This is a genomic window from Streptomyces sp. NPDC057950 (assembly GCF_042887295.1).
GTDB classification, from domain to species: Bacteria; Actinomycetota; Actinomycetes; order Streptomycetales; family Streptomycetaceae; genus Streptomyces; species Streptomyces kaempferi.
This window is the reverse complement of record NZ_JBHVPP010000012.1, coordinates 1-24106: the sequence shown is the minus strand read 5'-3', so window position 1 is coordinate 24106 and position 24106 is coordinate 1. Positions and strand designations below refer to the sequence as shown.

General features: G+C 68.5%; 19 protein-coding genes and 5 pseudogenes. 15 read left to right on the top strand and 9 right to left on the bottom strand.

Features of this window, described 5'->3' with window-relative positions; all coding sequences use genetic code 11:
- Positions 1-266: 266 nt before the first annotated feature.
- The gene (locus ACFVTC_RS20585) at positions 267-2069 is read left to right on the top strand and encodes a GAF domain-containing SpoIIE family protein phosphatase (RefSeq protein ID WP_390128929.1); all 1803 of its coding nucleotides are present in this window, start codon (positions 267-269) and stop codon (positions 2067-2069) included.
- 486 nt (positions 2070-2555) lie between these two features.
- On the opposite strand, the gene ACFVTC_RS20580 is transcribed toward ACFVTC_RS20585, so the two are convergent.
- Entirely contained in the window at positions 2556-3185 is a 630-nt protein-coding gene (locus tag ACFVTC_RS20580; protein ID WP_390128928.1) for a BlaI/MecI/CopY family transcriptional regulator, read from the bottom strand.
- A gap of 657 nt (positions 3186-3842) precedes the next feature.
- Between ACFVTC_RS20580 and ACFVTC_RS20575 the strand changes: the two genes are divergently transcribed.
- Entirely contained in the window at positions 3843-4124 is a 282-nt protein-coding gene (locus ACFVTC_RS20575; protein WP_390128926.1) for a barstar family protein, read from the top strand.
- Complete coding sequence (locus ACFVTC_RS20570) at positions 4060-4350, top strand: hypothetical protein (RefSeq protein WP_390129355.1); 291 nt, start codon at positions 4060-4062, stop codon at positions 4348-4350. Before ACFVTC_RS20575 ends, ACFVTC_RS20570 begins: the two co-directional genes overlap by 65 nt.
- A gap of 186 nt (positions 4351-4536) precedes the next feature.
- On the opposite strand, the gene ACFVTC_RS20565 is transcribed toward ACFVTC_RS20570, so the two are convergent.
- Entirely contained in the window at positions 4537-4737 is a 201-nt protein-coding gene (locus ACFVTC_RS20565; protein ID WP_390128923.1) for a hypothetical protein, read from the bottom strand.
- Between the two features lie 322 nt (positions 4738-5059).
- Between ACFVTC_RS20565 and ACFVTC_RS20560 the strand changes: the two genes are divergently transcribed.
- Positions 5060-5260, top strand: coding sequence for a hypothetical protein (locus ACFVTC_RS20560; RefSeq protein WP_390128921.1), 201 nt, complete (start codon positions 5060-5062; stop codon positions 5258-5260).
- A gap of 604 nt (positions 5261-5864) precedes the next feature.
- Here ACFVTC_RS20560 and ACFVTC_RS20555 read toward each other — a convergent pair.
- The 3 genes from ACFVTC_RS20555 to ACFVTC_RS20545 all read right to left on the bottom strand — a co-directional run bounded on the left by ACFVTC_RS20555 (position 5865) and on the right by ACFVTC_RS20545 (position 9260).
- Complete coding sequence (locus ACFVTC_RS20555) at positions 5865-6314, bottom strand: hypothetical protein (RefSeq protein ID WP_390128918.1); 450 nt, start codon at positions 6312-6314, stop codon at positions 5865-5867.
- 116 nt (positions 6315-6430) lie between these two features.
- Entirely contained in the window at positions 6431-7912 is a 1482-nt protein-coding gene (locus tag ACFVTC_RS20550; RefSeq protein ID WP_390128916.1) for an FAD-binding oxidoreductase, read from the bottom strand.
- Positions 7913-8135: 223 nt separating this feature from the next.
- Positions 8136-9260 carry a hypothetical protein gene (locus ACFVTC_RS20545; RefSeq protein WP_390128914.1) on the bottom strand — a complete coding sequence of 375 codons (1125 nt, stop codon included), beginning with the start codon at positions 9258-9260 and terminating at the stop codon, positions 8136-8138.
- Positions 9261-9371: 111 nt separating this feature from the next.
- On the opposite strand from ACFVTC_RS20545, the gene ACFVTC_RS20540 reads away from it, so the two are divergent.
- The 3 genes from ACFVTC_RS20540 (at position 9372) to ACFVTC_RS20530 (ending at position 13586) form a co-directional block, all read left to right on the top strand.
- Entirely contained in the window at positions 9372-10430 is a 1059-nt protein-coding gene (locus ACFVTC_RS20540) for a methyltransferase (protein WP_390128912.1), read from the top strand.
- A 520-nt stretch (positions 10431-10950) separates the two neighbouring features.
- The gene (locus ACFVTC_RS20535) at positions 10951-11289 is read left to right on the top strand and encodes a hypothetical protein (protein ID WP_390128910.1); all 339 of its coding nucleotides are present in this window, start codon (positions 10951-10953) and stop codon (positions 11287-11289) included.
- Between the two features lie 746 nt (positions 11290-12035).
- A complete protein-coding gene (locus ACFVTC_RS20530; RefSeq protein ID WP_390128908.1) occupies positions 12036-13586 on the top strand; it encodes a SpoIIE family protein phosphatase in 1551 nt (516 codons plus the stop codon).
- 486 nt (positions 13587-14072) lie between these two features.
- Here the strand turns inward: ACFVTC_RS20530 and ACFVTC_RS20525 are convergent.
- Positions 14073-14156 (bottom strand): annotated as a pseudogene (locus ACFVTC_RS20525) (IS5/IS1182 family transposase); the annotation flags it as partial.
- A 188-nt stretch (positions 14157-14344) separates the two neighbouring features.
- On the opposite strand from ACFVTC_RS20525, the pseudogene ACFVTC_RS20520 reads away from it, so the two are divergent.
- The 6 genes and pseudogenes from ACFVTC_RS20520 to ACFVTC_RS20495 form a co-directional block, all read left to right on the top strand.
- A pseudogene (locus ACFVTC_RS20520) lies at positions 14345-14476 on the top strand (aminoglycoside phosphotransferase family protein); the annotation flags it as partial.
- A 176-nt stretch (positions 14477-14652) separates the two neighbouring features.
- Positions 14653-14814, top strand: a complete 162-nt coding sequence (locus ACFVTC_RS20515; protein WP_390128906.1) for a hypothetical protein — start codon at positions 14653-14655, stop codon at positions 14812-14814.
- A gap of 614 nt (positions 14815-15428) precedes the next feature.
- Complete coding sequence (locus tag ACFVTC_RS20510; protein WP_390128904.1) at positions 15429-15809, top strand: hypothetical protein; 381 nt, start codon at positions 15429-15431, stop codon at positions 15807-15809.
- Between the two features lie 142 nt (positions 15810-15951).
- Positions 15952-16101: pseudogene (locus tag ACFVTC_RS20505) on the top strand (IS3 family transposase); the annotation flags it as partial.
- 2 nt (positions 16102-16103) lie between these two features.
- Positions 16104-16326: pseudogene (locus ACFVTC_RS20500) on the top strand (cytochrome P450); the annotation flags it as partial.
- 310 nt (positions 16327-16636) lie between these two features.
- Complete coding sequence (locus ACFVTC_RS20495; RefSeq protein ID WP_390128901.1) at positions 16637-17557, top strand: transglycosylase family protein; 921 nt, start codon at positions 16637-16639, stop codon at positions 17555-17557.
- Positions 17558-18506: 949 nt separating this feature from the next.
- On the opposite strand, the gene ACFVTC_RS20490 is transcribed toward ACFVTC_RS20495, so the two are convergent.
- Together ACFVTC_RS20490 and ACFVTC_RS20485 are read right to left on the bottom strand one after the other, a co-directional pair.
- Positions 18507-19793, bottom strand: a complete 1287-nt coding sequence (locus ACFVTC_RS20490; protein WP_390128899.1) for an FAD-dependent monooxygenase — start codon at positions 19791-19793, stop codon at positions 18507-18509.
- A complete protein-coding gene (locus ACFVTC_RS20485; RefSeq protein ID WP_390128897.1) occupies positions 19793-20650 on the bottom strand; it encodes an alpha/beta fold hydrolase in 858 nt (285 codons plus the stop codon). The genes ACFVTC_RS20490 and ACFVTC_RS20485 overlap by 1 nt, the downstream gene beginning before the upstream one ends.
- Before the next feature lie 77 nt (positions 20651-20727).
- Between ACFVTC_RS20485 and ACFVTC_RS20480 the strand changes: the two genes are divergently transcribed.
- A complete protein-coding gene (locus tag ACFVTC_RS20480; RefSeq protein ID WP_390128896.1) occupies positions 20728-21633 on the top strand; it encodes a helix-turn-helix domain-containing protein in 906 nt (301 codons plus the stop codon).
- Between the two features lie 271 nt (positions 21634-21904).
- Positions 21905-22469, top strand: a pseudogene (locus ACFVTC_RS20475) (transposase); the annotation flags it as partial.
- Between the two features lie 30 nt (positions 22470-22499).
- Here ACFVTC_RS20475 and ACFVTC_RS20470 read toward each other — a convergent pair.
- A complete protein-coding gene (locus tag ACFVTC_RS20470) occupies positions 22500-23618 on the bottom strand; it encodes an FAD-dependent oxidoreductase (RefSeq protein WP_390128894.1) in 1119 nt (372 codons plus the stop codon).
- Positions 23619-24106: the final 488 nt, after the last annotated feature.

The window sequence follows — 24106 nt, the reverse complement described above, 5'->3', positions numbered from 1 at the left end:
TTGGCGTCTCGAAGCCGGTCCCCATCATCGTGAAACGGGCTTATATACCGCGTCGAGGTGCATGAGGGGAGATTCATCTCAGCCGATCCCGCGGCAAGGACAGAACGCCCGGACGTGGGGGCCGGATATGGTTTCCGTTCGTCGAAGTCCTCGCGGAGGGTGTGGGAGAGGGGCTGGGAGAGGCTGTGGCGCACAGGTCCGAGGGCGATCAAGTGGGTGAGGGTGAGCCGGACGCGGCGCTCGTTGATCCTTCGCGGCTGGCGGCTGTGCGTGAGACGGGCTTGTCGGCCGCCGCGGACGCGGGGATGGACCGGTTCGCGCGTCTGGCGGCCGATCTGCTCGGAGCACCGGTGGCGCTGGTGTCCCTTGTCGATGCTGACCGGCAGCTTCTCCCCGGCATGATCGGGCTGGATGATCCGTGGGCGTCGGCGCGGCAGACCCCGCTGACGCATTCGCTGTGCCGACATGTGGTGGGCGGCGGCAGGCCGTTGGTGATTCGCGACGCACGGGCCGATACCCGCACCCGGGAGAGCCTGGCCATTCCGGACCTGGGCGTGGTCGGGTACGCGGGTGTGCCGCTGACGGACAGCGACGGGTATGTGCTGGGCTCGCTGTGTGTGATCGATACCCGGCCGAGGGTCTGGAGCGACCATGACCTGAGTGTGCTGGAGGACCTGGCGGCCGCGTGTTCGGCGGAGCTGCGGCTGAGGGTGGTCTCCCGGCAGCGGGAGACGGCGCGGGCGGAGGCGCGAGAGCTGGCCGGACAGCTGCGTACGGCCTTGGATCGCTCGCAGCTCCTGCTGCGCGCGGCGTACGCGCTGGCCGACACCACCAGCCTGGCCGAGGTCCGCCGGCAGGTCGCCGATCTGGTCACCGGTGGACTCGAGCCACTGTATGTCGGTTTGGTACTGGCCGAGGGCCGTCGACTGCGGCGACTGATCGACACAACCGGCGGCGTGCCGATGGAGAGGGAGTACGAGAACTACCTGCTCACCGACGACTGGCCGACCGCCCGCGCGGCCCGGGAGAACCGCACCGTGATCGTGGCCAGCAGGGCCGAACTGGAGCGTGACTACGCTCCGGAGACGGTCGAGGCATTCTCCAGTCTGGGCCTGGTCAGCGCGGTGTGCGTGCCGCTTCCGGGGACCGACGGGCCGCTGGGCACCCTGGTGCTGGGCTGGGACCACCGGCACGAGATCGACGTTCTGGAGCAGGCCGTTCTGACGGCACTGGCCGGCTACACCGCCCGCGCCGTCGAGCGGGCACTGTCCGTCGATAAGCGGGTGAACGCCGCGCGTCTGCTGCAGGAGGCGATGCTCACCGACCTGCCGGACGTGCCCGGGGTGGAGCTGGCCGCGCTGTACCGGCCGGCCGCGGCGACCGACCTGGTCGGCGGAGACTGGTACGACGCCTACCTGTTGCCGAGCGCCGCAGAGGGAGGCGAAAACTCCCTCGCACCGGCCACCCTGGCGGTCTCCGTCGGGGACATCACCGGCCACGACATGCATGCCGCCACGCTGATGGGCCAGGCCCGCAGCATGCTCCGCCAAGCCGACCTCGACCACCCCGGCCAGGGCCCTGCCCGGTCCGTGTCCGCCTTCGAACACGCCAACGCCCACCTCCGCCTGGACGCCAGCGGCACCCTCATCCACGCCCACCTGCAACGCCGCCCCGCGCCCGACCAGAACGCCTGGGAACTGACCTGGACCAACGCCGGCCACCCGCCCCCGCTCCTGATCGATCCCGACGGCACCGCCCGCCGCCTCGAACAGCACGGCGTCATGATCTACCCCGGCCTGAAAGCCGCGCCCCGCACCGAGCACCGACTGGTCCTGCCGGCGGGCAGTCTGCTGCTGCTCTACACCGACGGCCTCGTCGAGCAGGACCGGCACGACATCGAGCAGGCCACCGGCCGGACCATGCAACAACTCACCGCACAGCGCCACGACCCCCTTCCCACGCTGCTCGCCCGCCTCGCGGACGACATCGCCGGCCCCGCCGCCGCCGACGACATCGCTCTGCTGGCCCTGCGCGTGCCCGGCAGGCCTGGCAGTAAGGCCGGGTCCTGACGCAGCGTCCCTTGGCCCGCGCCCGGCACCGGGACGCGGGTCGGCCCGACTCCCTGCTCCCCGCAGCCGCTGACCCGGATCCTCCTGTTGGTTGGGCCGGGGCGCTGTGTCTTGGGCAGGCAGCCCGGCCGGCGTGCACGACGGCAAGCGATGGGCTGGCTGTCGATGCGATGCTCCCGGGCGCAAGAGGATGGACGATGAGCGGGCGGGGTCCCGGGCCGATCACCGGGCCGGCCCGGGTGCCTGTCTACGTTCCTGGAGAACCAGCAGGCTCACCGTCTGGCAGGCGGCTGACGAGGTCTCCGTGCCGCTGCCGCGGAGAAATACAGCAGGCTCAGTGGTTCGTCTCGACCGATGCTCCCCGCAGAGGTCTATTTGGGAGTCGGAATGACCGTCGATTCCCCGATGCATGTCGAGCTACACGGCGAGACGGAGTCGCGGAACCCTTGCTGCGGAGGGTCAGCCGGCTTCGGGTCCCTGCTGTGGCTAGCCCGCCGCGGCGGGCTCCTGAGCGTCGACGGCGGTGTAGAAGACGGACGACCCCTGCTTCTTCCGCTGGGCATGGTTCTTGGCGACCAGCCCTTCGAGAGTGGTGCGTACGACCGTGGCCTTCACCGTGCGCTCGGGATGGGCTTGGGCCAGCGCGGTGGTGATCTCGGCGGCGGACCGCGGTTCGCTCTGCTGCTTCAGGTATCCGCGGATCACCTCGACGAGAGTCGGCCCAGTGGCGGGCTTGGACGCCTTCGCGGATGAGGCTCCAGCAGGGGACGACTTCGATGACGCCTGCTTCGGCGCGGTCTTCTTGGACGTCGTGGTCTTCGTGTTCGTGGCAGCGGTCTTCTTCGGCTTGCCGGACTTCGAGGCGGCAACGCCCTGGTGAGGTACGGGAACCACGCTTACGCCGGCTTCCTGGGGAACGGGGCTCGCGCCGCCCAGGGCCTGCCGCAGGTTCACCAGCACCGTGTGGTCATGCTGCAGTCCGGCCAACTGCTCCTGCAGTGCCTGGATCTCGCCGCCGATGCGGTCCTGCTCCTTGGTATTGCGTTCGAGGTCGCCCGTGACCTGGGCGGCGTACTGCGACGTCAGTTCCGTGGTGGGGTTCTTGACTTCAGACATGGCTCGAGCCTTTCTGTCAGTCTGCGGGCACAGCAACCGAGGAGGGTGCCGTGTTTGCAGACAGAGAGGTATCTCATCTGAGGTGACTGAATCACCGGCAGGGTAAAGCTACTGCGGTGTGCAGCGGTCCCAGTGATAGTACGCACGAGTGAATGCGAATGTTCGCAGTGAGTGATACTTCACCCACCCGTTCACCGGGAGGAGTTGGATGATGCGAACCGCGTGGCACAGGAACCGCACCCGCGAAGCTGCGTCTGGGGCCACGATCCGGGTGGGTGAACTGGTTGCTTTCACCTCGGCACAGAAGTGGGCCGACCGGGAGGGACGTTCACCGAACCATTGAGGTTGCAGCCCACCACGTCCGTGCCCCGTGCAGGGACGGGCGATTGCAGGACCGTTCAGCAGGCCGGGCCGGCCGACATCTGGACCCTCTTGAGGCGGGCGGAGGATTCCGTGACGGCGGTGTAGCCCGGGTTGTCGCTCGCTCACGCCGCTTGCTGGCAGTTGCCGGGTTCCGTCGGGGAGGCTCGCTCCAGTCACGTGAACGGGGACTCGCTCGTCGCCGAATCGTAGTTCCCCAACTCCTCCGCGTCGGCGAGGACGCCAGGCACTTTCTCCCATGTGCGAGCCCCAGAAGGGGACGAACACTCTGTCGTGATGTCCGAAAGGGCTGAGTCAGAAATGGTGATTGACCTGCGGAGAAGGCCGATCGAGACGCTCGATGACTTCTGGGACGCCGTGGCCGAGCCTTGCGGATTGCCGGAGTGGTTCGGTCGGAACACGGAAGCCTGGCGGGACACGATCCAGACGCGGGGCATCTCCGAGGCCATCGACGGCTACGACGTCCTGGTCGTGCATGTGGACAAACGGGGGGGTGCCTGTCTCCTCGGTCAAGGTGGACGGGGGGGCTGGTCCGGGCGACTGGAACGATGTGCCTGAGCATGCTGATGATCAGGTTGGCGAGGGTGTCTCTGCGGATCTCGCGGTGTTTTTCCGGAACGCTGACGACGGTCGTCCGGTGAAGATCGCTGCTTTCGTGTGTGGGTGCGGCGGCCGGGTGTTCTTCGTGTCGGTGAATGCGTCCGGAGCGCAACGGAAGTGCTCTGGCTGCGGCAGCGGTGCGTTCATCGCGGATGGCGAGGAGTACGGGAACGAGGAGTCCTGATCTGACCTACCACCATGATCTGGAGCTCGTCTTCGGCGATCCAGTCTTCGTCCGATGGCGGTCGAGCTTCCAAGATCCGGCGTTCCGTGCCCGTCGCCGGCCGAGTTGCTGGACGTTGCATGTCATTTGACTGCGCTCGCGCAAGAGCGCCCCGCGGCGCGTGGCTGCGGGGCGCCTTGTGGAGCTCTAGTCGATCGCCTCCCCGTTGCGCGTACCGCCATTGCAGGTGTTGCTGACGAGATCGGGCATTCCTCCGCCCTGCTTGCATTCAGAAGGCGTCACAAAGGAGTGGGCGCCCTGCGCGGTGGCAGTGACGGCGCCTGTGAGGCCGAGTCCGGCGAAGGCTGCTGTGGCGATGACGGTGGCGAGCGTTCGTCGAATGCGCATGTGGTTTCCCTTTCGCGGATTACCTCGATTGGGGCACTTGCCAGCTTGATCTTCACCCATGTGGGTGGCACGCCATGTTGAGCCATTCGGGTGACAGTGCTGTCGGGTGGCGCCGGTGACGTAACCCGCCGGGCGAGCCCCGATGGGCGGTGACAATGCGCCCCGGTCGCGGGGTGCGAGGGCTACAGGCGGAACACCCCCGCCTGTGCGGGGACCACATCCACGCCCTTTGCGGGCCGGAGTCGGCGCCCGGATCACTCCCGCCTGCGCGGGGATGGTCCCCGAGTCCTGAACATGGGTGCTGAAGGGTGAGCCGGCGGGCGTGGACGGCGAGCGCCGCGTCCGGCTGTCTGGGAAGCTGCAGCACTTCGGGGCGGTCACCATCGGCCAGCAGGAAGGCCGCCTGGCCGGCGTCACCGACACCGCCGCCCGCATCATCGGACAGCCCCTTCAGACGGTCGAGAACTTCATCGACGAGCACCGCTCACGGTTCGAGCTCCCCTACGCCGTGCCGACGGTCTGAGGCAGTGTCCCGCGTCGCGGTGCAGCCGATCGAGGATTGCGCCGTCCGTTACGACACCCGTGACGATCACTGTGGTGACGGCAGTTTCCAAGGCGTGCCGCTGAGGCGGGTTGAGTACCGGAACCGGCCGCGACACGTCACCGCGCTGCGCACCTCCGGCCACTTGATCGCCTGCACCGTGTCGCAGAACGCCATCGGGCCCGGGGCGCTCATGGTGCTGGCCTGGACAGTGGATCCGGACCGGTCCGCAGGCCAGCCGCACGCGGCGACATATCCGAATTGCACATTCAGTCGATGTCACGGGTGCCACCCGAAGGAGGAACTCGCGGTGGGCCGGAAGCACCGCATGCGCAGGCAGCCTGCGGTTCTGCCGTCCGCGCGCCCCGTTGTGACGTGCAGGGCCCTCGCCGATGGCTCGTGATCAGCTAACGGTGGCCACGCCCGCCTGCCGCGCGGGAGGAGACGGGCGGATCGGCTTCGAGTGCGCAGATCCGCTCAACGTCCGCACCCTCCCGAGCCCGACTCCTGGCCACCCGGCGCCCTTCGCGTTGCATAGTCATAGCCCACACCCGTGTCGGCGCCAGCGACTGATGGACATGGCGAGTCAGGGGGCTGGGTCGGATTGTGCCCAGCCGGCGCGGTAGGGATGGGTGCCGAAGTGGTCGGCGAAGTCCTGGTCGGCGTGCATGCTGTCCCGTCCGCCCTGGATTCGCGCGGACGCCCAGGTGAGCACCTGCGCCCAGAGCCGGCCGTCGGGGTGCCGCGACCGGCCGGCGGCAGTACTGAAGTCGTGCAGTACCTGTGAGGAGTTGAGCTCGCGGGCGGCGACGGCCGCGCGGATCTCGCGATACTCGGCCTCGGTGCGGAGGCGGTGACACGGGCAGCAATGACCTGCCGGGACCGACCCGCACAGTCCGGCGTCTGTGCCGCTGGCGGTCTGGCCGGTGCATGCGGCGGGATCGGCGTCCGAGCACGTGCACCGGAGGAACGTGCGGACGTTGTACCACTCGAGGTGTTTCCGGTCGCTGCGGCAGAGCAGAGGGGATCGCTCCATGGGCTGCGGCCTCCTGGTCGTACTCGGAGATCTGGGCAGGTCGAACGGCAGCCTTGGCCAACATTCGCGGTCCAAGCACTGGTGTGGTGGGTGCGGCCGTCTGGATGGTCAGGGGTTCAGTGGCGGCCCGGGGCGATAACCCCGTGCGGGTCTAGGGCGCGCTCGAGCCGACCGCGCAGTAGTGCCTCCGGCTTCGTTCCGGTTGGCGTCGTGGGGTGGTCGATGTCAGTGCGGTAGACGGTGAATCCTTCGCGTGTGAAGGCCTCGTGCAGGCGGTCGAGGGTGCGGTGGGCGTCCCGTACCGCCGTCGGGTTCTCGGGTGGGAAGCCGAGGGTGACGACGTGGTCGAGGGCATCGGGGTCGAGCACGTTCATCGTGATCCCCGGCGGTGTTGTCGCTCCCGCGAGGCACTCGCGGGTCAGGGCGGCCGCCCTGCGTACCGCGGTGCCCTCGAACGGAACGATGGGCAGGAACAGCAGCAGCCCGCGGGCCCGGTCCAGGCAGCGCGCACAGTGCCCTGTCTTCCGCAGGAAGAGCGTGTCGTGCGGGTCGGCACCACCCGCGTAGGCATGCTGCACCCATCGGTCGGCGGCCGCGTCCGGCCCAAGGGCCAGCCCCCTCTCCCTATTGCGCAACCGATCGGTGATGATCTCGGTCGCCGCCCGCACCAGGTCCTGGTCCCCGGCCAGACAGACGTGGGCGAGGTAGCGGCCTGGCGTCCCGTACGTCCGTGCGGCCACCGGGTCGTAGATCTTCGCGTTCGGGGGGATCAGTCCCTGCTCGGTCCACTTCCTCAGGGTGTCCACCCCGCGCTCGGGTTTCCGCTCGTCCAGGAGCAGCGGCAGGACGCGGACGGCGGCCGGGCGGGGCAGGAGGCGGACGACGGCCGCGGTGACGACCGCCCAGGAGGACTGGGTGAACAGATGGTTCAGGGAGGGGCCCCGCCCGTGCGGGCGCACCACCGCCCCCGCGGTGCCCGGCCACCAGCCCGTGCGGGCTGTGGTGCCGTCGGCGAGGACGAGTTCGAGGCCGGCCAGGTCCTCCGCCCGCCCCTGTTGCAGGCCGACGCCCCGTTCCAGCACCCCGCCGATCACCGACGTGTGCTGGGAAGAACCGGTGAGGTTCACGATCCGGGAGGTCCCGGTGAGGTGCGCGGCGAGCCGTCCCTGGGTGACGCCCGGTTCCACGATCGCGTATCCGCGGCGGACGTCGGTCTCTCGGATCCGGTCCAGTCCCGAAAGATCCAGGACGATGGCGCCGTCGCGAACCGGAGTGCGCGAGCCCAGTCCCCAGTTGAGACCGGTCGAGACAGGATGCAGGGCGACATCGCCCGTGCCGGCGGCCCGCACCGCCGCCACTACCTGGGCGACTGTCGTGGGCCTGGGCGCCGTGGCGACCGTCCGGGCCTTGAACCGTCCCGTCTCCACATCGGGCCCCTGCTGGAGAGGGACCACGTCGCGGCCCGTGCCCGCGGAGCCGGTGGCGCAGGAGGCACAGACCGCGGCCCGCGCCGGCGCGGGCGCCTGCGTCTGGGGAACACCGGCGGGATGCGGCTCGTCCGCGACGCGGACGCGGGGGTCGGACTCGGAGAAGGACACCGGGGGCTCCTGGATCGTGGGAGTGAGCTTCTCAGCCGCTCGCAGGCCAGCCTTGGACGCCGAGCCGCAGGGCCCAGGTGCCAGAGGGGTGGCGAGAACAATGCACCCACGCGGGTGGCACCAGAGGCTTGGGAGGTTTCCGGGCGAGCCGGCCGTCGAAGTCCATCATGCGTACCGCGGGGCCGGCTTTCGACCTGCGGGGGAGCACACGGCTGGGTATTGGTCAACTTGTGCAGTCCGGGCCGGGTGCGAGTTGCCGCAGCCGCTGGTCCGCGAGTTTTCGTGCCGCCACGACACCGCTCTCGGGCGCCGTACTCTCCACGGACTGAGTACGCGACGTCGGGTCTTCGGCCCGCGTGCGCGGTACGGCCGTCCCGGTACGGGAATCCGGTGCTGAGGGGTTTTGGCCGACGGCGGGTCGGCCGGCACCCTGCCGGGACTGGGCCATCAGGAGGCTGGGTTCGGTGGAGCCGCCGAACCGGTCGCAGACCCACACGTGAGCGTCGTAGAGCTGGCTCACGCCCGCGTGGACGGCCTCGGCCGACCTCGGTGCCATACGGTCCAGCCCGCCGCCGTTCTTCAGCGCGCGCATGACGGACACGAGATGCTGGTGGTCGCGGGTCTGCAGGCCGCTGAATCCGGCGTTCACGGCGGGCGGCACCATCGTGTCCCGAACCTCGCCGTACCAGTGCGGAGGGAAGTCGGCGGCATAGCGCATGCAGGTAGAGGCGCTGCGGCACAGCCAGGTGAATTCCCGCACCGCCTCTTCCTCCCGCGCGGTGCCAGCCGCCTCGTCCACCCCCGACAGGGCCGAACTCAGCAACTGCAGTACGACGAAGAAGCGCTGATGCCCGATCAGCCAGCGCAGATGTGCCGCCGCGGAGGCATCGGCGGGCGCCCACTCGCGGCTCTTGACGGACAGTGACAAGCCGCCGGTGAGGAAGGCGGTGACACCCAGCAGCTCTTCAGGTTCACCGCCAAGTGTGGTTCCGGATGCTGCCAGGTCCATCCGTACGAGCAGATCGCTGACGAGGACAGCCGTGGCAAGGAGAGCGGTGCTGTCCCCCTGGACCCGCTCCACCGCGAAGTGCCGGTCGTGGATGCGGCTGCCGGCCGGAGGCTCGAGGACAACCTGGCCGCCGCCCCTGTGTCCCGTCGCCCAGTCCAGCAGCCTTCGCCGGGCTTCCGCTGCACTTGTGTCGTCGCTCATGGCCGCTTCGTACGTCATGGGTGCCCGTTCGAGCAGGGCGGTCAGGGACCGCCCGACAGCGGCCGTGCCGGCGGACAGTTCGTTGGGGAGCGGGAGCCGAAGCGTGGTCGACTCGTCGAATTTTGTACCTCGAGGCACGGAATCTCCCACAACAGAGTGTTACGTCACGCATTGACGGCACTACTGTAAGTGGTCGCACGGAGTGCTTTGATCCACCGCCTTCCTTGATCGGAAACCACGATGTCGACCATGCCCCTGGCCCCCGGCCTCGCCCCGTCCGCCACCACGCCCGTCCCCACACCCATCCCATTGATGGAACTCACCACCGGGTTCTGGCGGTTCAAAGCGCTGGCCGCCGCTGTCGACCTCGGCCTGTTCACCACGCTGTCCGGGCTCCGCGACGCCAACGCGGCCGAACTGACCGCGGCCCTGGATCTCGACCCCAGGCCGGCCCGCATGCTCCTGGCGAGCTGCACCTCTCTCGGCCTGCTGGTGCGCGAGAACAGCCGCTACCGCAACAGCGACACAGCGGAGCACTTCCTCGTCGAAGGCCGACCGCACTGGTTCGGCGGCTTCGTCCGGTACTCCGACCGGCACGCCTATCCCGCCTGGCACCAGCTGCAGGAGGCCCTGCGCACCAACCGCCCCACCACCTGGGACTCCGCCGCCCAGGAGTCCGCCTTCGTCACGGCGGACCCCGCGATCCTCGAGGACTTCTGGGGAGCGATGTTCACGCTCTCCTCCTTCACCGCCGACGCCCTTGCCGATGCCCACGACTTCACGCCGCACCAGCGTCTCCTCGACGTGGGCGGCGGCACAGGTGCCTTCCCGATCGGCCTGTGCCGCCGCCATTCGCACCTCAAGGCAACCGTCCTGGACCTCCCACGCATCACCGCGATGGCCCGCGAGAGGATCGCCACCAACGGCCTCAGCCACGCTGTCGCCACCCACGACGGCGACTTCCTCACCGACCCGGCCCTCCCTACAGGCCACGACGTGATCCTGCTCAGCATGATCCTGCACGACTGGGACGAGGCCACAGGCCGCGCCCTGCTCGCCAAATGCCACGCGGCCCTGCCGCCGGGCGGCGCGGTCATCATCTGTGAACTCGTCCTCGACGACGACGAGACCGGACCGGCTCCTGCCGCGCTGATGGGCCTGAACATGCTGATCGAGACCCGATCCGGCCACAACTACACCCACGGCGAATACACCGACTGGCTGACCGGTGCTGGATTCACCGACACCATCACCGTGCCACTCGTCGCGGCCGGGGCGAACGCCGCCATCATCGCCCGCAAGCCGTAGCGGCCCGTCGAAGTACGAGTGAGGGGCATGCGATGAAATTGCTACCCAGCAGGCTCCTGGATTCGATCGAGGATCAAGGGCGGAAGACTCCCCCCTTCTTCGCCGGCAGTGGACGGCAGCATGCACGGTAGGTTCGTGTTCTCCGAGGAGGTTCCGGAGAGTGGAGAGGTCACTCATACCGTGACCTTTTTCATCCACTGCTCGAGTGATCAATTTCTGTTTTGGCTTCGCTGTATCGGAGTTGAACAGGTGGGGTGGAGCGGTACGAAGTATGGCGCCGGCATGGGCGTATGACTGACCTGATCACCAATGAGCGGTGTGCATCGCGAAGTCGCAGGTCGCGGGTCTGGTGTGAATGACGAGTGAGGTACTCGCGCCGGTCGGCGGCCAATGACCTCGGTGTAGACCACTGGGTGGGTCCGGTTCCGGTGGGATGCCTGGTTCGGCTGCGCCTGCAGCTTGCCCCCGCCTACGATCCGTCGCCAGGTCGGCACGCCAGGTGATCGTGGGAGGGCGCGGGATGCGGGAGCGGCAGTGGACCACCGCTCGCCGGTGCGAACTGGACGCCCTCGCAAAGGAGTTGGTCAGGAAGATTCAGGAGGTCCAGGTCGAGCGGGACGAACTGGCGATCGCAGAGCGGGTGTTGAACCGCCTGGCTGAGCAGGTCCAGGCCGACGCCGGGACTGTCACTCCGGTATCGGTGAAGGTGGCCGGGCGGGCAGTCCTGCTCATCCCGCAGCGCGTCGACGCGGCCGATGAGGGCGCGCTGCCCGGCGACTACCGCAAGATCCTGACGATCGGGCGGGAGGCCGGCGGCCCGGTGCAGCTCAGGGCCGTTGGCGAACGGCTGGGCCTGTAGGCATCGGTGCGCGGCAAGCTGGAGCCAGGCGAAGATGACCAAGCTCGCCGACCGCGGCTGGCTGCACAAGCGTCCCGACGGCAGGTTCACCGCACGCGCGCAGGCGTAGGGAGGCGTGCGCCGACGGGGCGTAACTCACGAGCCCCGGGTGACAGTTGCGTTTGGTGCTCGCCCGGGATCCACTTCGGGACACCTCCGCTTGCGCGGATCGACAGCGGGGATCTTCGCCCGCTTGGGCGTGAGCGGGACACCTCCGCTCACGCGGAGTCGACAACAGGTCGCACTGTCAGGGTAGGGGCGGGAACGGGACGCCTCCGCTCGCGCGGAGTGGACAAAGGTCGGCGGGCCACGCCCATGTTCGGCTGCGGGATACCTCCGCTCGCGCGGAGTGGACGGCGAGGTCCCCTCCGGCAAGGGCCTGGGAAAATTACGGTCAAGGCGGGCATGGTCGGCGGTGAGGGAAGTCGCTACGCCGAGCGCTGGCAGTTCGGGGACTGTCCTCGCGCGCAAAGCAACTCATACCGCTCCCCACACGCGCGACGATGGTCCCGAGCAGGAGCGATGACCGCGCGGTTCGTATAAACCCGCAGCCAGATATGCGGCAGCTCCCGGACATGGCTCGCGGTCAGGCCGCGTGAAGGTGGGCATTTCTCCACGTGGCGTGCACAGGCTAGTACCGATGTACCTCGAGCTTCGGCAGCGGATGCTGGAAGACAGACCGGTTCCTCGCCCTCGAGGTGATCACAATGACTTCCACTCTTCCCACAGTCGCCAGGGCCGATGGTCCGTCCACCCTTGATGCGTTCCGGGTCACCCAGCAACTGGTGGACTCCGCAGTGCCCGCCGTGGCCGACATTGCGGTCGTCGAGGTCGCAGAGAGTGCTCTCTGTGAGCACACCGCTTTGTCCCAAGCCTGCGCCGAGGTCGGTTTTCGCCGCGCTGCCTTCCGTGGTGTACACCACGCCGAATGCGCCTACCGCATCGGTGAGGCCTGCCCTGTCCCTTCCGGCACGCCCTACCGGCGCAGCATCAGGGACATGAGGCCGCGGATCGTCTCCCAAGTTCCTGAGCGGGCCCCGTGGCTAAAGCGCGACCGGGTCCGGGCTACGGTGATGCGCGAAAACGGGGTGCACTCGCTCATGGTGTTTCCCCTCACTGCGAACCGTTCGGTTCTCGGGCTCGTGGCCTTCTACCGCCGCAGAGGGTCCGCGCCGTTCCGGCAGACCGACCTGCGGGCAGGGGCAAAGCTTGCGCAACAAGCTGCCCAGACCCTCGGTGCCATCCACCGTGACCTGCAAGAGCAGGGGATGGGGCGTCGCTTCCAGCACATCCTGCTGGCGCAGCCGCCCCACCTGACCGCCATCGAAGACGTCAACGGTCACGTGCCCGAGAAGGGCGCTCCCGGCGGATGGTTCGACGTCATCCGCCTCCCCAGCGCTCGAGTGGGGCTGGTGGCGGGATTCTGCGGCGGTCGCGGCATCGCCGCGGCCGCCGCCATGAGCCAGCAGAAGGCACAGATCAGAGCATTGGCGGCACAGGACATGGACCCTGGTGAGGTCCTGACCCGCAGCCTCGAACCATCCGCTCACGAGCCCGACGCGCAGGATCCACCCTCAGCGGAGGTGCACTGCGTGTACGCGGTCTACGATCCGGTGACCCACCGCTGCACCGCGGCCCACACCGGCCTGGCCCGTTTGACGGTAGTCGACGCCGGCGGTGCGCGATCCATTGTTCCCTCCGCCCAGGCGCCCACCGACCTCGAGAGGTGTGATGTCACCGAACTCGACGTTCCTCCAGGCAGTCTGCTGGCCCTGTCTTGTGCCGACCCTGATGAACTTCACCAGAGTGCGCCCGGCGATCACACGCCAACGACGCCAGCTGTCACACTCACAGCCCGAGCACGAGCTACGGAACCTACGGATATTGCGACGTGGGGTCTACCCAACGAACCATCCGCGGTTGCTGATGCTCGTGCCCGAGCAGCCGCACAGTTGACGTCCTGGGGGCTCCCGGATCTGTCCTTCACCGTCACCTTGGTGGTGAGCGAGTTGGTCACGAACGCGATCCGCTACTCCACCGGTCCGATCCAACTCCGGCTGATCCGCGACCACGCCTTGATATGTGAGGTGTCGGACACCAGCCGAGCGGCACCGCACGCCGGTGAACCAGCGCCGAGCGAACAAGGTGGGCGGGGCCTGAGCATCGTCGCCCACCTCACTCAGGGATACGGCACGAGATACACAATGTCCGGCAAGATCGTCTGGACAGAACTGAGCCTCTACGGTGCCGATTCCTGATGCCGTCCATCAAGCGGCGAGGTGGGGGCATCTAGAGACGATCGAGGTCGATGGCCAGGAGAACTGGGGGGAACCTGGAAGTTGTCCTGTGCATGTGCAAGGTAGATCTGTTGGAATGGCGGGCGGTCGCCCCGGCGGGGGAACGACCAGGCGACCGCTCTGGCCTGCCACTGGCGACGACAGCGGCAAGAAGCCACCTTTCGCAAATCCCACAAGGAGAGGCGCCTCACGCATTGTGCACCGTGATGCACCGAAGGTAGTTCCGCGGGGGCGTGGGTGGGGTGAGGAGTTGGGTGCCGGCGGCGGGGTCGTGGACGCTGGCGGCGGTGACGGCCAGCAGGAGGCCGAGCGTGTCGGTGGCGATGTGCCGCTTGCGTCGGATGATCTTCTTGGCGGGGTCGATACCTTGGCTGGTCAGGGGGACGCTTTGGGAGGTTTCGATGCTTTGGTTGCCGATCAGGCAGGCGCCGGCTTCACTGAGGGCTTTCAGCGTTGCGTCTCCGGGCTGAGGACGGCTTTGGTGATGACGCTCATGCGGTTGGGGCTGATGCGGGATCTGTGGAGAAACTGCGGGCCGATCTCTCACAGCGCCGGTGCCCTCTTCGCGACCGGCCCGGCGCAGGGCGGCGTGCCGCCGCATGAGCGCGCCCGCGTACGCAGCTGGCGTGATCTGCGCTGCCACACGCCGTAGTTCCGTGGCGGTCGCCCGTGCCGCCTCGACCGCGCGACGCAGTTCCGCAGGCTCCATGGTGTTCTCGGACGACGTGGTCGTCGTCCACGACTCGGACCGCGTCGCGCTGCGCCTGCTCTCGTGCGATGTACTGGTCCGGGTGGCGCCGCCGGGGCAACTGGACGACTCCGTGTTCGAGGCACTGGAAGTGATCGAACGGAGCCAGGATGCGAAGCGGGCGCAGGCGGCGGTGTGGACCCCTGAACGAAGCAGTCCGCGACTGCCGCCCCAGTTTCCTCTCCTTCACCGACGACCAGACCTTCTGAAGCCATTCGCTATCCAGTCGCCGTGTTCACCACGGGCACGGTTCGCGGGCCGATGTCACGATGCTGCTGGGTGACCGCCCCGCACTGCACACGGCACCCCGCGCCGTACGCGGCCTCAGCCCCCGAGCAGGCCGCGCACGGCGCCAACTCGAGCGAGCCCGCCGCCGCGGAACCGGGCCGCCAACTCCCCGCCCAGCGGCACACTGCTCACACCCAGTCCCCGGCGCAGTGAAGAATCCCTGACCGGCCGGCTCCGGCCGGTTGCGGAGAAGGAAGCTAACCGCCTGCCGAGCCGCGAACGCGCCGCAGGTGAGCACGCGTTCGCGAACTTGAAGTCCTGGCGCCTCTCGCCAAAGTCTGCGTGAACACCCGCCACGCCACCACCCTCCTTCGGGCCCTCCTGGTCCTCGCGAGCACCGAAGTCAAGAGGTGACCGACGATCTCCCCGCGACGACCACGCTCCCGACGGGCGCGAGTGCATCACTCCCGACCCACACCAGCCACATGACCTGCGAAATCAGGATGAAAACTTCTCACGGGCATCGAACCGCCACGGCTGTCTGCCGGGGGGGTGCGCCTGAGCCTGCGGCGCCCGCACGGAGCGCCATGCTCCACGTGCTCCCGCCCCGCTCCAAAAGGGGTGCGGCGTCGTGCATCCCGGCGGTGCGGCCGAGGTGGCCGCGTGTGTGGGTGGCACCCGCTGGCGGCGAGCGCCCCCTATGCCCTGTGTTCAACCCATCGTGGAGTTTAGGTGGATTCGACCCCTGCTGACTGTTCGCCGCCGTGAACATAGCCAACCGAGAGGACTCCGCTTCGACGGAGCTCACGGAACGAGAGGACATGCGTATGCGAGGCAAGCAGGCGATCGGCGCGGGCGTTCTGGCACTGGCCCTGGTGTCGGGACTCGGCTGGGCCGCCCAGGCCACCACCAGCGAATCCGCCACCGGTCAGGAAGTTGCGGCCCAGGCACCGGCACGGGCCGCGGTCGTGGACGGCTATCAGATCGTCCAGCTCCCCAACGCCGGCGTGCCCAACTTCCAGCGCCGCACCCTTTACTGCCCGGCGGGCAAGAAGGTCATCGGGGGCGGCGCCGAGGCCCAGGGCAACGGGGCGGTCCTGGTCGGCAGCTTCCCCACCCCGGACGGCACCGGCTGGATCGCCCTGGGCCGCCAGGACGGCTACTCCACCGTCGGCATCAGCGTGTACGCCATCTGCGCCACACCCTGACCGGCCGACCGACCCTGACGCGGGGGTGCTTCCTGTCGGCCGGCAGGAAGCACCCCCTGCGTTCTGACGATCCGCCGGTCTTGTCGGTCTGCTGGCCGCGGTGGGCGGCGCGGAGGCGGGCGCCCTCGTAACAAGCAGGACGGCCCCGCGTGCGCCGGACCTGGTGAGGCGTGACTTCACGGCGGACACGCTCAACACCAAGTGGTGCCGCGGCATCACGTACGCCGCCGTCGGATCGGACTGGCTGTATCCCGCCACGGTCATCGACATCCGCTCGAGGCGCGTGATCGGCGCCCCGTGCTCGTGGTCCTCGCGTTGCGGACCGCGACCCCGAGCCCTTCGAGCGGCCCGACGCGCTCGATCTCGCGCGACGTGACCTTCAGCACTCGGGCTACGGCCACGGCGTCCACTACCGCCTGGGCCCGCCGCTCGCCCGGTTGGAGGGACAGACTGTGCTCGGTACGCTCCTCAACCATCTCTTCGGCGTCAACTCGCGGTGGATTCGACAGGTTTGAGTTAGTGCGCAGGGCCAATTATGTACGGATTGCGTCCACTTCCAGTGGAGTTCGCCCTGGTCAAATAGGACACGATCGGTGCATTGGCGACCCTTCGGCGGTCGCGCCGAAGCGGTGATTCCGCGTACCGGAAGGGCGACCCTGGGGCCACCGGAAGGTGACGCTCCATCAAATCTGTGATCTTCGCGTGATCGGTACTGCATCGACTTGTAACCAGCGTTCGTGTGTCGCTACCTTCACCTCAACGCGGCACCTGCGCACTCACTCGGCAGGAGCCGCGGTGCTCCCTGCTGTCGCTCGAAAGGCTTTTGCATGCTCTCCGGGAACGGCCGTCACCGTCGCCCTCGCCAGGCTCCGGCTCTCATCGTCGCCGCAGGGGTGACCGGATCGGCGATCGTCATCCCGCTGCTCGCCGCGGCGAGCGCGAACGCGGCCGACGGGACCACCTGGGACCGGGTGGCACAGTGCGAGAGCGGTGGCGCGTGGAGCGCCAACGAAAGCAACGGGTACTACGGCGGCCTCCAGCTCGACCAGGGCAACTGGGAGGCGCACGGCGGCCTTGAATACGCCCCGACGGCCGACCAGGCCAGCCGCTCGCAGCAGATAGCCGTCGCCGAGAAGGTGCTCGCCGACAAGGGCCTCGCGGCCTGGCCGGCGTGCGGGCCGCTCTCGGGGCTCACCAAGGACTCCGGCGGCGTCAGCGTCGACACGGGCGTGGCCGGCGACTCGTCGAGCGCTGGCGGCCACTCCGATTCGTACATTCCGTCCGGCCTGGCGACTTCGCCCGGCGCGTCTTCTTCGAGCGATTCGTCGGGCTCTGGCGACCCCTCCGACGCGGCTGGCAGTGCCGCCACGTCCAGCGCTTCGCAGAGCTCCGACGGCTCGGACACGGCGACCGGCAAGAGTGACGAATCATCCAAGTCGGGACAGGGGGAGGCATCTTCGACCCCCTCCGGATCGTCGAGTTCTGGGGTTGGGCGACACCGCGGTGAGGGTACGGAGAGTACGGCCGACAGTCGGACCGGCAACTCCACGGGGCGCCATGCCGCGAGCCCCGAGGCTGACGCCTCCGACACCGGGTACGTCGGAGAGGTCAGCGGGAACGGCGCCTTTGGCTTCGGAAGCGGATGGGGTGACCTGTCCAAGGTGGACACGGGGTCGGGCGACAGTGGTTTCGGCTCCCTCATTCCGGGTCGAAGCATCGCGGACACGCCCGAAATGGCGCAACAGTAGGGGAAGTTGGCCACCCGGTCGGCTGTGAAATATCCCAACCCCTCCCACATGGCGGGCGCCCCGTCGGACTTGAGTGCACCGACGAGGGCGCCAACGCGGAACTGCCCCGCGGTGGCGAAGCAGTGACTGGGCGGCTCGTGCCGGATCACTGTCGAGATCGAGCAGTTGGACAGACGTGGCAGCCGTGTCGTCCGACTGCCCCGCGCCGGCTCGCATCAGATGTGAACGTGACCGATACCGGCGAGGCCCTGTGACTCCGCCCGTCCCTATGGCGAGGACGCGAAAGCCCAACCCGACGCCGCCGTTGAACTGTCCCGCAAGCTACAAGGCGTCTCCCGGCGGGAACTCGGGATCGCGGTCAAGGCGCTCAACTACCCAACCGACAGAGCGCCTTCGCGTGCACACCGACAGTGCCACCACTGCCTTCGGGGCCCTTGCCTCCGGAGTTCTCGTCCTTGCGTACCTGTGGGTCGGTTACCAGGTGGTGGTGCGCGATCACGTCGTATCCTGCGTGATCTTCCGCGGAATCCCCGTCACCTCCATTTTTACCCTCGAAAAGGTCCTTGGGGCCGAGACTCCCGCCCTCCTAGGCCACGGACGATGGCTCAACGCCGCTCAGACCGAGGGCCAAACGCAAACCCCGCCGGCTGTGCCGCAGCCGGCAACGTCCCCAGAAGCGGTTCCAACGGGCCCTGCCGCCTCGCAGTAACTCTGACCGGCTTGACGTGGCTGTGCCGTCAGGGGACAGCGACCAGCGGGCGTCTTACAAGAACCCCCCAGTAAGGGGCGACCACTTATGAAACACCCGGCCAGGCTGATCGACTCGAAACGCTTGGTCTTGCCTGCCTCCGAGCCCGAGGGGTCCGGAGCTTCCGTTACGCCGTGACAACGTCGTGGGCGTTCGTCGGGTGACCTCTTGACCATGTCGTCAGCCAGGCCCAGTGGCTCCTCACTCCATTCCCAGGCCGCCTCCGGGGTCGCCTGCGAGGTCACCAGGACCTCCTGATGCAGCGGGCGACGGCAGGTAGTCGTCGACGGTCACGGAGTTGTAGAGACGTGCGCTCTGGGTGGTGAGGCGAACGAGGGCGCGGCTGGGGCCTGCGGGCAGGGCGGAGATCAGGCGGGCTCCCTGGGCCAGTCCCCACACGCCGAGGCGGGACATGGGGATCAGGGTCTTCGCCGCGCTCAGCGCTGCCGCGCGGCTGCCGCGCACGTGCTCCGTCATCACACGCTCGTAGGCGGGGAAGGCGCGCTCGTGGTCGCCGCCCGCCCGTGCCAGCTCTCCCGCGAGGACGTACGCACCGACGACGGCCAGGCTGGTACTGCCGCCGACGGCCGGACCGGGGCAGTAGCCCGCGTCGCCGACGAGCGTCACCCTCCCCTGCGACCAGGTGTCCATGCGGAGCTGGGTGATCGAGTCGAAGTAGAACGCGGGAGTGTGGTCGAGTTCGTCCAGCCAGCGGTCAACGTGGGCGTGCATGCCGGCGAACGCACCGCGCAGCAGCTCTTTCTGCCGGGGTACGTCGTGGTGGTGGTAGTCGAGCTCGGGCTCGCTCCGGAACAGGAACAAGGCCCGCGCGTCGCCCAGGTGCGGCGCGCCGTACATGCCGGCAGTGCGGCCGACGCCGACGTGGATGAGGAGCTCGCGGTCGAGGTCGGAGATGTTCGGCAGGGTCAGGACCCCGAGGTAGGCCCCGATGAAGGCGTTGTAGCGGGACTCGTCATCGAAGACGAGGCGCCGTACGTTGGAATGCAGCCCGTCCGCGCCGACGACGAGGTCGAAGCGGCGCGGCGCAGCGTTTTCGAACCGCACCTCTCCGTCGGGCGAGATCGCGGTGATCGAGTCGCCGAAGACGTACTCGACGTCGTCGCGTGCTGCGTCGTAGTAGATCTCGCTCAGGTCGTCACGCATGATCTCGACGTGCCGGTCGGAGGTGCCGCTGAAGATCTTGGAGAGGTCTGCCCGGACGGGACGCCGTGAACCCTCCCGGTAGACGGTCATCCGGTTGGTGCCGGTGGCCCGTTCCTCGACACGAGGGAGCACGCCCATCTTCTCCGAGATGTCCATCGCGGGCCGAAACAGGTCGACCGCGTGGCCGCCGGTCTTCCGCAGAGCCGGCGCGCGCTCGACGACCGTGACGCAGAAGCCGTGCCTGGTGAGCCAGTAGGCCAGAACCGGACCGGCGACGCTGGCACCGGAGACGAGAATCCGCAGGGCACCCCTCCTCCTTTTCATCAGTCCACCCTTACGGCGTGCATCGAGGTGAAGGCCAGCAGAGGGGTAGCGGCCCGTGGAGGATCCTCGAGCAGGGGCGAGTGTCCGAGACCGAGCAGGAACTCGATCTTCGCGCCTGGAACGGCGCGGTAATCGTTGGCGGATGAGGATCGCCATCTGAGGTCATCCTCACCGAAGATCACCAGTAGCGGTTTGCCCAGGACCGTCAGCCGATCCGGCAGCGTCCGCTGCTCCAGGTAGGCGCGGGTGGCCCGCATCGTCGTGGTGAACGTGTGGTGGGTCATTCGGCGCACATCGTCCAGGAGCTCCTCCGGGATCCGGTAGCCCGCGCGGCTGAAACCGGTGCTCGCGATCCGACGGAGCTGCTCGTCGGTCGGCGGCCACTGCGTGGGACCGGTTGCGCCGGGCTCCGGTGCGATGAAGGCGTCCAGGCTGGGTCCGGTGTTGACGAGCGCGAGCGCGGTCACCAGGTCGGGCCGCTGTTCGGCGAGGGCGATGGCGACCACGCCGCCGCTGGAATGACCGACGACCACGGCGTGCTCGACGCCGAGCCGGTCCAGCGCCACGCCTGCCCGATGTGCCTGGTCCGGGATCGCGTAGCTGCGGTCGGCCGGTTTGGCCGACCGGCCGTGCCCGAGCAGGTCGATCCGGATGACGCGGTGAGATCCGGTCAGCAGCGGAACCATCGGGTCCCACGAGCGGGTCGAGGATGCGGTCCCGTGGATGAGCAGGAGTGCGGGGGCGTCGTGGGGGCCGTCCTGGCACACGTAGATGTCGCTGTCGTCCAGCGACAGGGTTGAACTCTCGGGGGTTACGGCGCCGCCGTTCACGTACTGATCACGGTCAGAAACATTCATGAGCCCACTGTCTCCGCCGGGACGAGCCGGTGGATTGGACGAATGTTCCCCTCAGTCGACTCACGTAGCATGAGCTGATGCGGACCTTCGTGCGCGGTGCGGCTATGTGGGGCGTCGAGTGCCCACAACGGCCCAGCCGGGTGGCCGGTGTCACCATGGCCGGGTTCTGTGTAAGTGACCTGGAGGCGCTCCGGATAGTCCCGCACCCGGCCGTGACGTTGCTCCTGGAGTTCGGCGCCGGTTCGCCCGTCCTTGACTGTGCCGCCGGGCGACAGCAGCGGGGGAGCATCGTCGCCGGGCCCGGGCTCGGGTCCGGAGGCGCGGTCCGAGCGCGGGGAAAGAACGTCGAGTGTGTGCAGGTGCGTCTTTCCCCGGTGATCGCACGCGCAATTCTGGGCGTCTCCCCGGCCGACCTCGACGGCGCGGTCGTGTCACTGGGCGACCTGTGGGGCCGGGAGGCGTCACGGATCCGCGAGCAACTCGGCGAAGTCCCGTCGTGGCAGGATCGCTTCGTGTTGACGGACACGCTGCTCGCCCGTCGGCATGAGGCGGGGCCGCCGGTGGACCCGGAGGTGGCCTGGGCCTGGCACCGGATTGTCGTCAGCCGCGGACTGACCCGGGTCGACGGACTCGCGGCCGAGGTCGGGTGGAGCCGTAAGCGGCTGTGGTCCCGGTTCCGGTCGCAGCTCGGCCTGCCGCCCAAGCGCGCCGTGAAGCTGGTCCGCTTCGACCATGCCGCCCACCGCCTGGTCGCGGGGGAAGGCGCGGCCCAAGTCGCGGCCGACACCGGCTACGCCGACCAGTCCCACCTGCATCGGGACGTCACTGCGTTCACTGGGGCAACCCCCGCGACCATGGCCGGCGAGCCGTTTCTCGCCGTTGACAACATCGCATGGCCCACCCGCGGCACAACCGCCACGCATCACGTCACGAGAGAGCTGCGGCTCCCTCGCGCGCCGGAGGTGCGACGACTACCGCTGTGAACGTCGCCGGCCGCCGGGGTCCTGACGGTGAAGCTCACCTTCACGGGCGGCACTTGGTGGAGCCGTAAGCGCACCCCTGATTGCGGCTGGTGACACGGGACGGTGATCACAGCAGGTGGCGCCGAGGTGCGGTGTCGTAATGGGTGAGCGATCGCTCTGCGGAGCTGTCCGTGCTGGAAGGCAGGCTGGCGCGCCTGACCCCGCACGGACACGACACCCTCACCTACAAGCGCATCCGCTCCCGCGCCGCGCTGACTCCCACCGCGACGTCGGCGAGTTCGGCCCGCTCGGGATCCGGCCCGCCGCGGGCTCGGCTGGGCCGAACAAGGGCGTCCCGACCGGCTGCCGGCCACTTGTCACCGCACCCATGGAGTGCGGTACTTCCACGGCTGCTACTCGGTCGGCGACGACACCCCGTGGGGCGTGAACCGCCGCAGGAAGGGCGCCGGGAACACGCCGGTCGCGCTGAAGCCGATCCGCGCCGCCCGGCCTGACGGCGCCCCGATCTACGCGATCCCGGACAACCCGTCTGCCCACAAGCGCGCTGACATCCATCGCTGGGCGAAGAAGCACCAAGCAGAGCTGTGTTTCACGCCGACCTACGCCTCATGGGCGAACCCGATCGAGGCCCACTTCGGGCCGCTGCGGCAGTTCACCGTCGCTCGCACTATCCCAACCCCACGGTGCAGACCCGGGCCCCGCACGCCTACTTGCGCCGGCGCAACGCCAACACCCGCCGCAGCGACGTCCTGGTCGCCGAACGCAAGGAACGCGCCCGCATCCGAAGCGAGAAACGCATCCGCTGGGGCGCACGCCCCCTCGCCACCGCGGCTTGACCAAGCCGGCGAACCTACCCCGTCACAGCGCTAGCTCCCAGTGAATGCGTTGATCAGGTTGTGGGGCGTGCCGGCGCCCAGCATGTCGTGAAGATCGGGGGCCTCGGCGTTGGCCGCGGAACTGCGCACGAACATGGCCTGCTCGTACCCGGTGAGCGCGGTCTCGATGTCGTCGGGGTGCGCGGCGATGGCCTTGCCTAGTTCGGCGCCGTCGTACATGGCCAGGTTGGCGCCTTCGCCGTTGGGGGCCGTCAGATGTGCGGCGTCGCCGAGCAGGGTCACCCCAGGCGTCCGGTCCCACCGGTGCTCGACGGGCAGGGTGTAGATGTGGCGCAGGACCGGCGGGGTCTCGCCGTCGGTGACCAGAGCGGTGAGTTCCGGCGCCCAACCGGTGAATTCCTGGACGATCCGTGCGATGGCCGTGGCGGGATCGGTGAAATCGATACCGGCGAACCAGTCCTGTGGCCTGGCGAGCATCACCCAGGTGTGAAGGTTCCCGCCGCGCTCCCGGTGAGCGAAGATCCCCTTGCCCGGTTCGAGCACCATCATCGCTCCACCGCCGACGTTTTTCGCGCTGGTCGGGTGCCGGGTGTCGCCTTCGAACAGGTGGGTCTCGATGAAGGAGAAACCGGTGTACTCGGGGACCGCACCGGAAAGCAGTGATCGGACCCGGGACCAGGCGCCATCCGCGCCGACCAGCAGGCTCGTGGTGGCGGTGGTGCCGTTGGCGAAGGCCACCTCGTGGCGGCCGTCGCCGACGGCACGAATGCTGCTGGCCTTGTGACCCCACCGGACGGTGTCGCCCGGGAGCGAGTCGAGCAGCATTTGCCGCAGTTCGCCGCGCTGCACTTCGGGGTTGCCACCCGTACCGTCGTCGGGCACGTCGAACAGAACCTTTCCGCCCCGGTCCAGGAGACGCATCGCCTGACGTCCCTCCAGGATGAGCCTGCGGAACTCTTCGGTCAGGCCCGCGGTCTCCAGCGCCGGCTGGCCGTTGTAGTCGCGGATGTCGAGCAGTCCCCCCTGTGTGCGTGCCGCCGCGGAAGTCTCTCCCTCATAAACCGTGGACGGAATCCCGTGGAGGTACAGCACACGGGCGAGCGTGAGACCGCCGAGTCCTGCGCCGATGATCGTGACGTGACTGCTCATGGTGATTTCCTCACATGTTCACGCCTGCCGGATGAACGCCCAGCAGGATCTCCGCACAACCTGCCAGCCCCCGCCGACAGAGCGCCGACACGTCAGCTACACCCGTTCCCGACAACCGACAGCGCACCGACAGACGCACCGACACACCGCGCATGCCCGCAACGCCGGACGGTGCCCTGCTTCCGTCTGTGGGGCGGGAGCATCGGATCTTCAGCGAAGCGCACTGTAAGAGGATGGGCGACAGATACCTCCCTCTCGCATGCCGCAAAATCTATGCTCGCGGAAGTAGACATTGGCTGATCGTCTGGCTATGGTTTCTCTTGTAGCCGAGATCGAGAAAGGCCCGGCAGACACGAACTGCCAGGCAGCACCGTGTACTTGCGGTGCGTTGGGCGGTGCGGTGGTGGAGTTTCGGAGCCAGCGTTGTTGCAGGACGGCGACGGGACTGACGACCGGACCGGGTGGCCCGCAGTGGTCAGGGGCCGCCG

Coding starts and splice junctions, on each gene's coding strand:
- ACFVTC_RS20565 (WP_390128923.1), bottom strand. CDS start 4,737: ATGCGCATTCGACGAACGCTCGCCACCGTCATCGCCACAGCAGCCTTC.
- ACFVTC_RS20580 (WP_390128928.1), bottom strand. CDS start 3,185: ATGTCTGAAGTCAAGAACCCCACCACGGAACTGACGTCGCAGTACGCC.
- ACFVTC_RS20540 (WP_390128912.1), top strand. CDS start 9,372: ATGCCCCTGGCCCCCGGCCTCGCCCCGTCCGCCACCACGCCCGTCCCC.
- ACFVTC_RS20555 (WP_390128918.1), bottom strand. CDS start 6,314: ATGGAGCGATCCCCTCTGCTCTGCCGCAGCGACCGGAAACACCTCGAG.
- ACFVTC_RS20480 (WP_390128896.1), top strand. CDS start 20,728: ATGCGGACCTTCGTGCGCGGTGCGGCTATGTGGGGCGTCGAGTGCCCA.
- ACFVTC_RS20470 (WP_390128894.1), bottom strand. CDS start 23,618: ATGAGCAGTCACGTCACGATCATCGGCGCAGGACTCGGCGGTCTCACG.
- ACFVTC_RS20510 (WP_390128904.1), top strand. CDS start 15,429: ATGCGAGGCAAGCAGGCGATCGGCGCGGGCGTTCTGGCACTGGCCCTG.
- ACFVTC_RS20575 (WP_390128926.1), top strand. CDS start 3,843: ATGTCCGAAAGGGCTGAGTCAGAAATGGTGATTGACCTGCGGAGAAGG.
- ACFVTC_RS20490 (WP_390128899.1), bottom strand. CDS start 19,793: ATGAAAAGGAGGAGGGGTGCCCTGCGGATTCTCGTCTCCGGTGCCAGC.
- ACFVTC_RS20485 (WP_390128897.1), bottom strand. CDS start 20,650: ATGAATGTTTCTGACCGTGATCAGTACGTGAACGGCGGCGCCGTAACC.
- ACFVTC_RS20530 (WP_390128908.1), top strand. CDS start 12,036: ATGACTTCCACTCTTCCCACAGTCGCCAGGGCCGATGGTCCGTCCACC.
- ACFVTC_RS20495 (WP_390128901.1), top strand. CDS start 16,637: ATGCTCTCCGGGAACGGCCGTCACCGTCGCCCTCGCCAGGCTCCGGCT.
- ACFVTC_RS20535 (WP_390128910.1), top strand. CDS start 10,951: ATGCGGGAGCGGCAGTGGACCACCGCTCGCCGGTGCGAACTGGACGCC.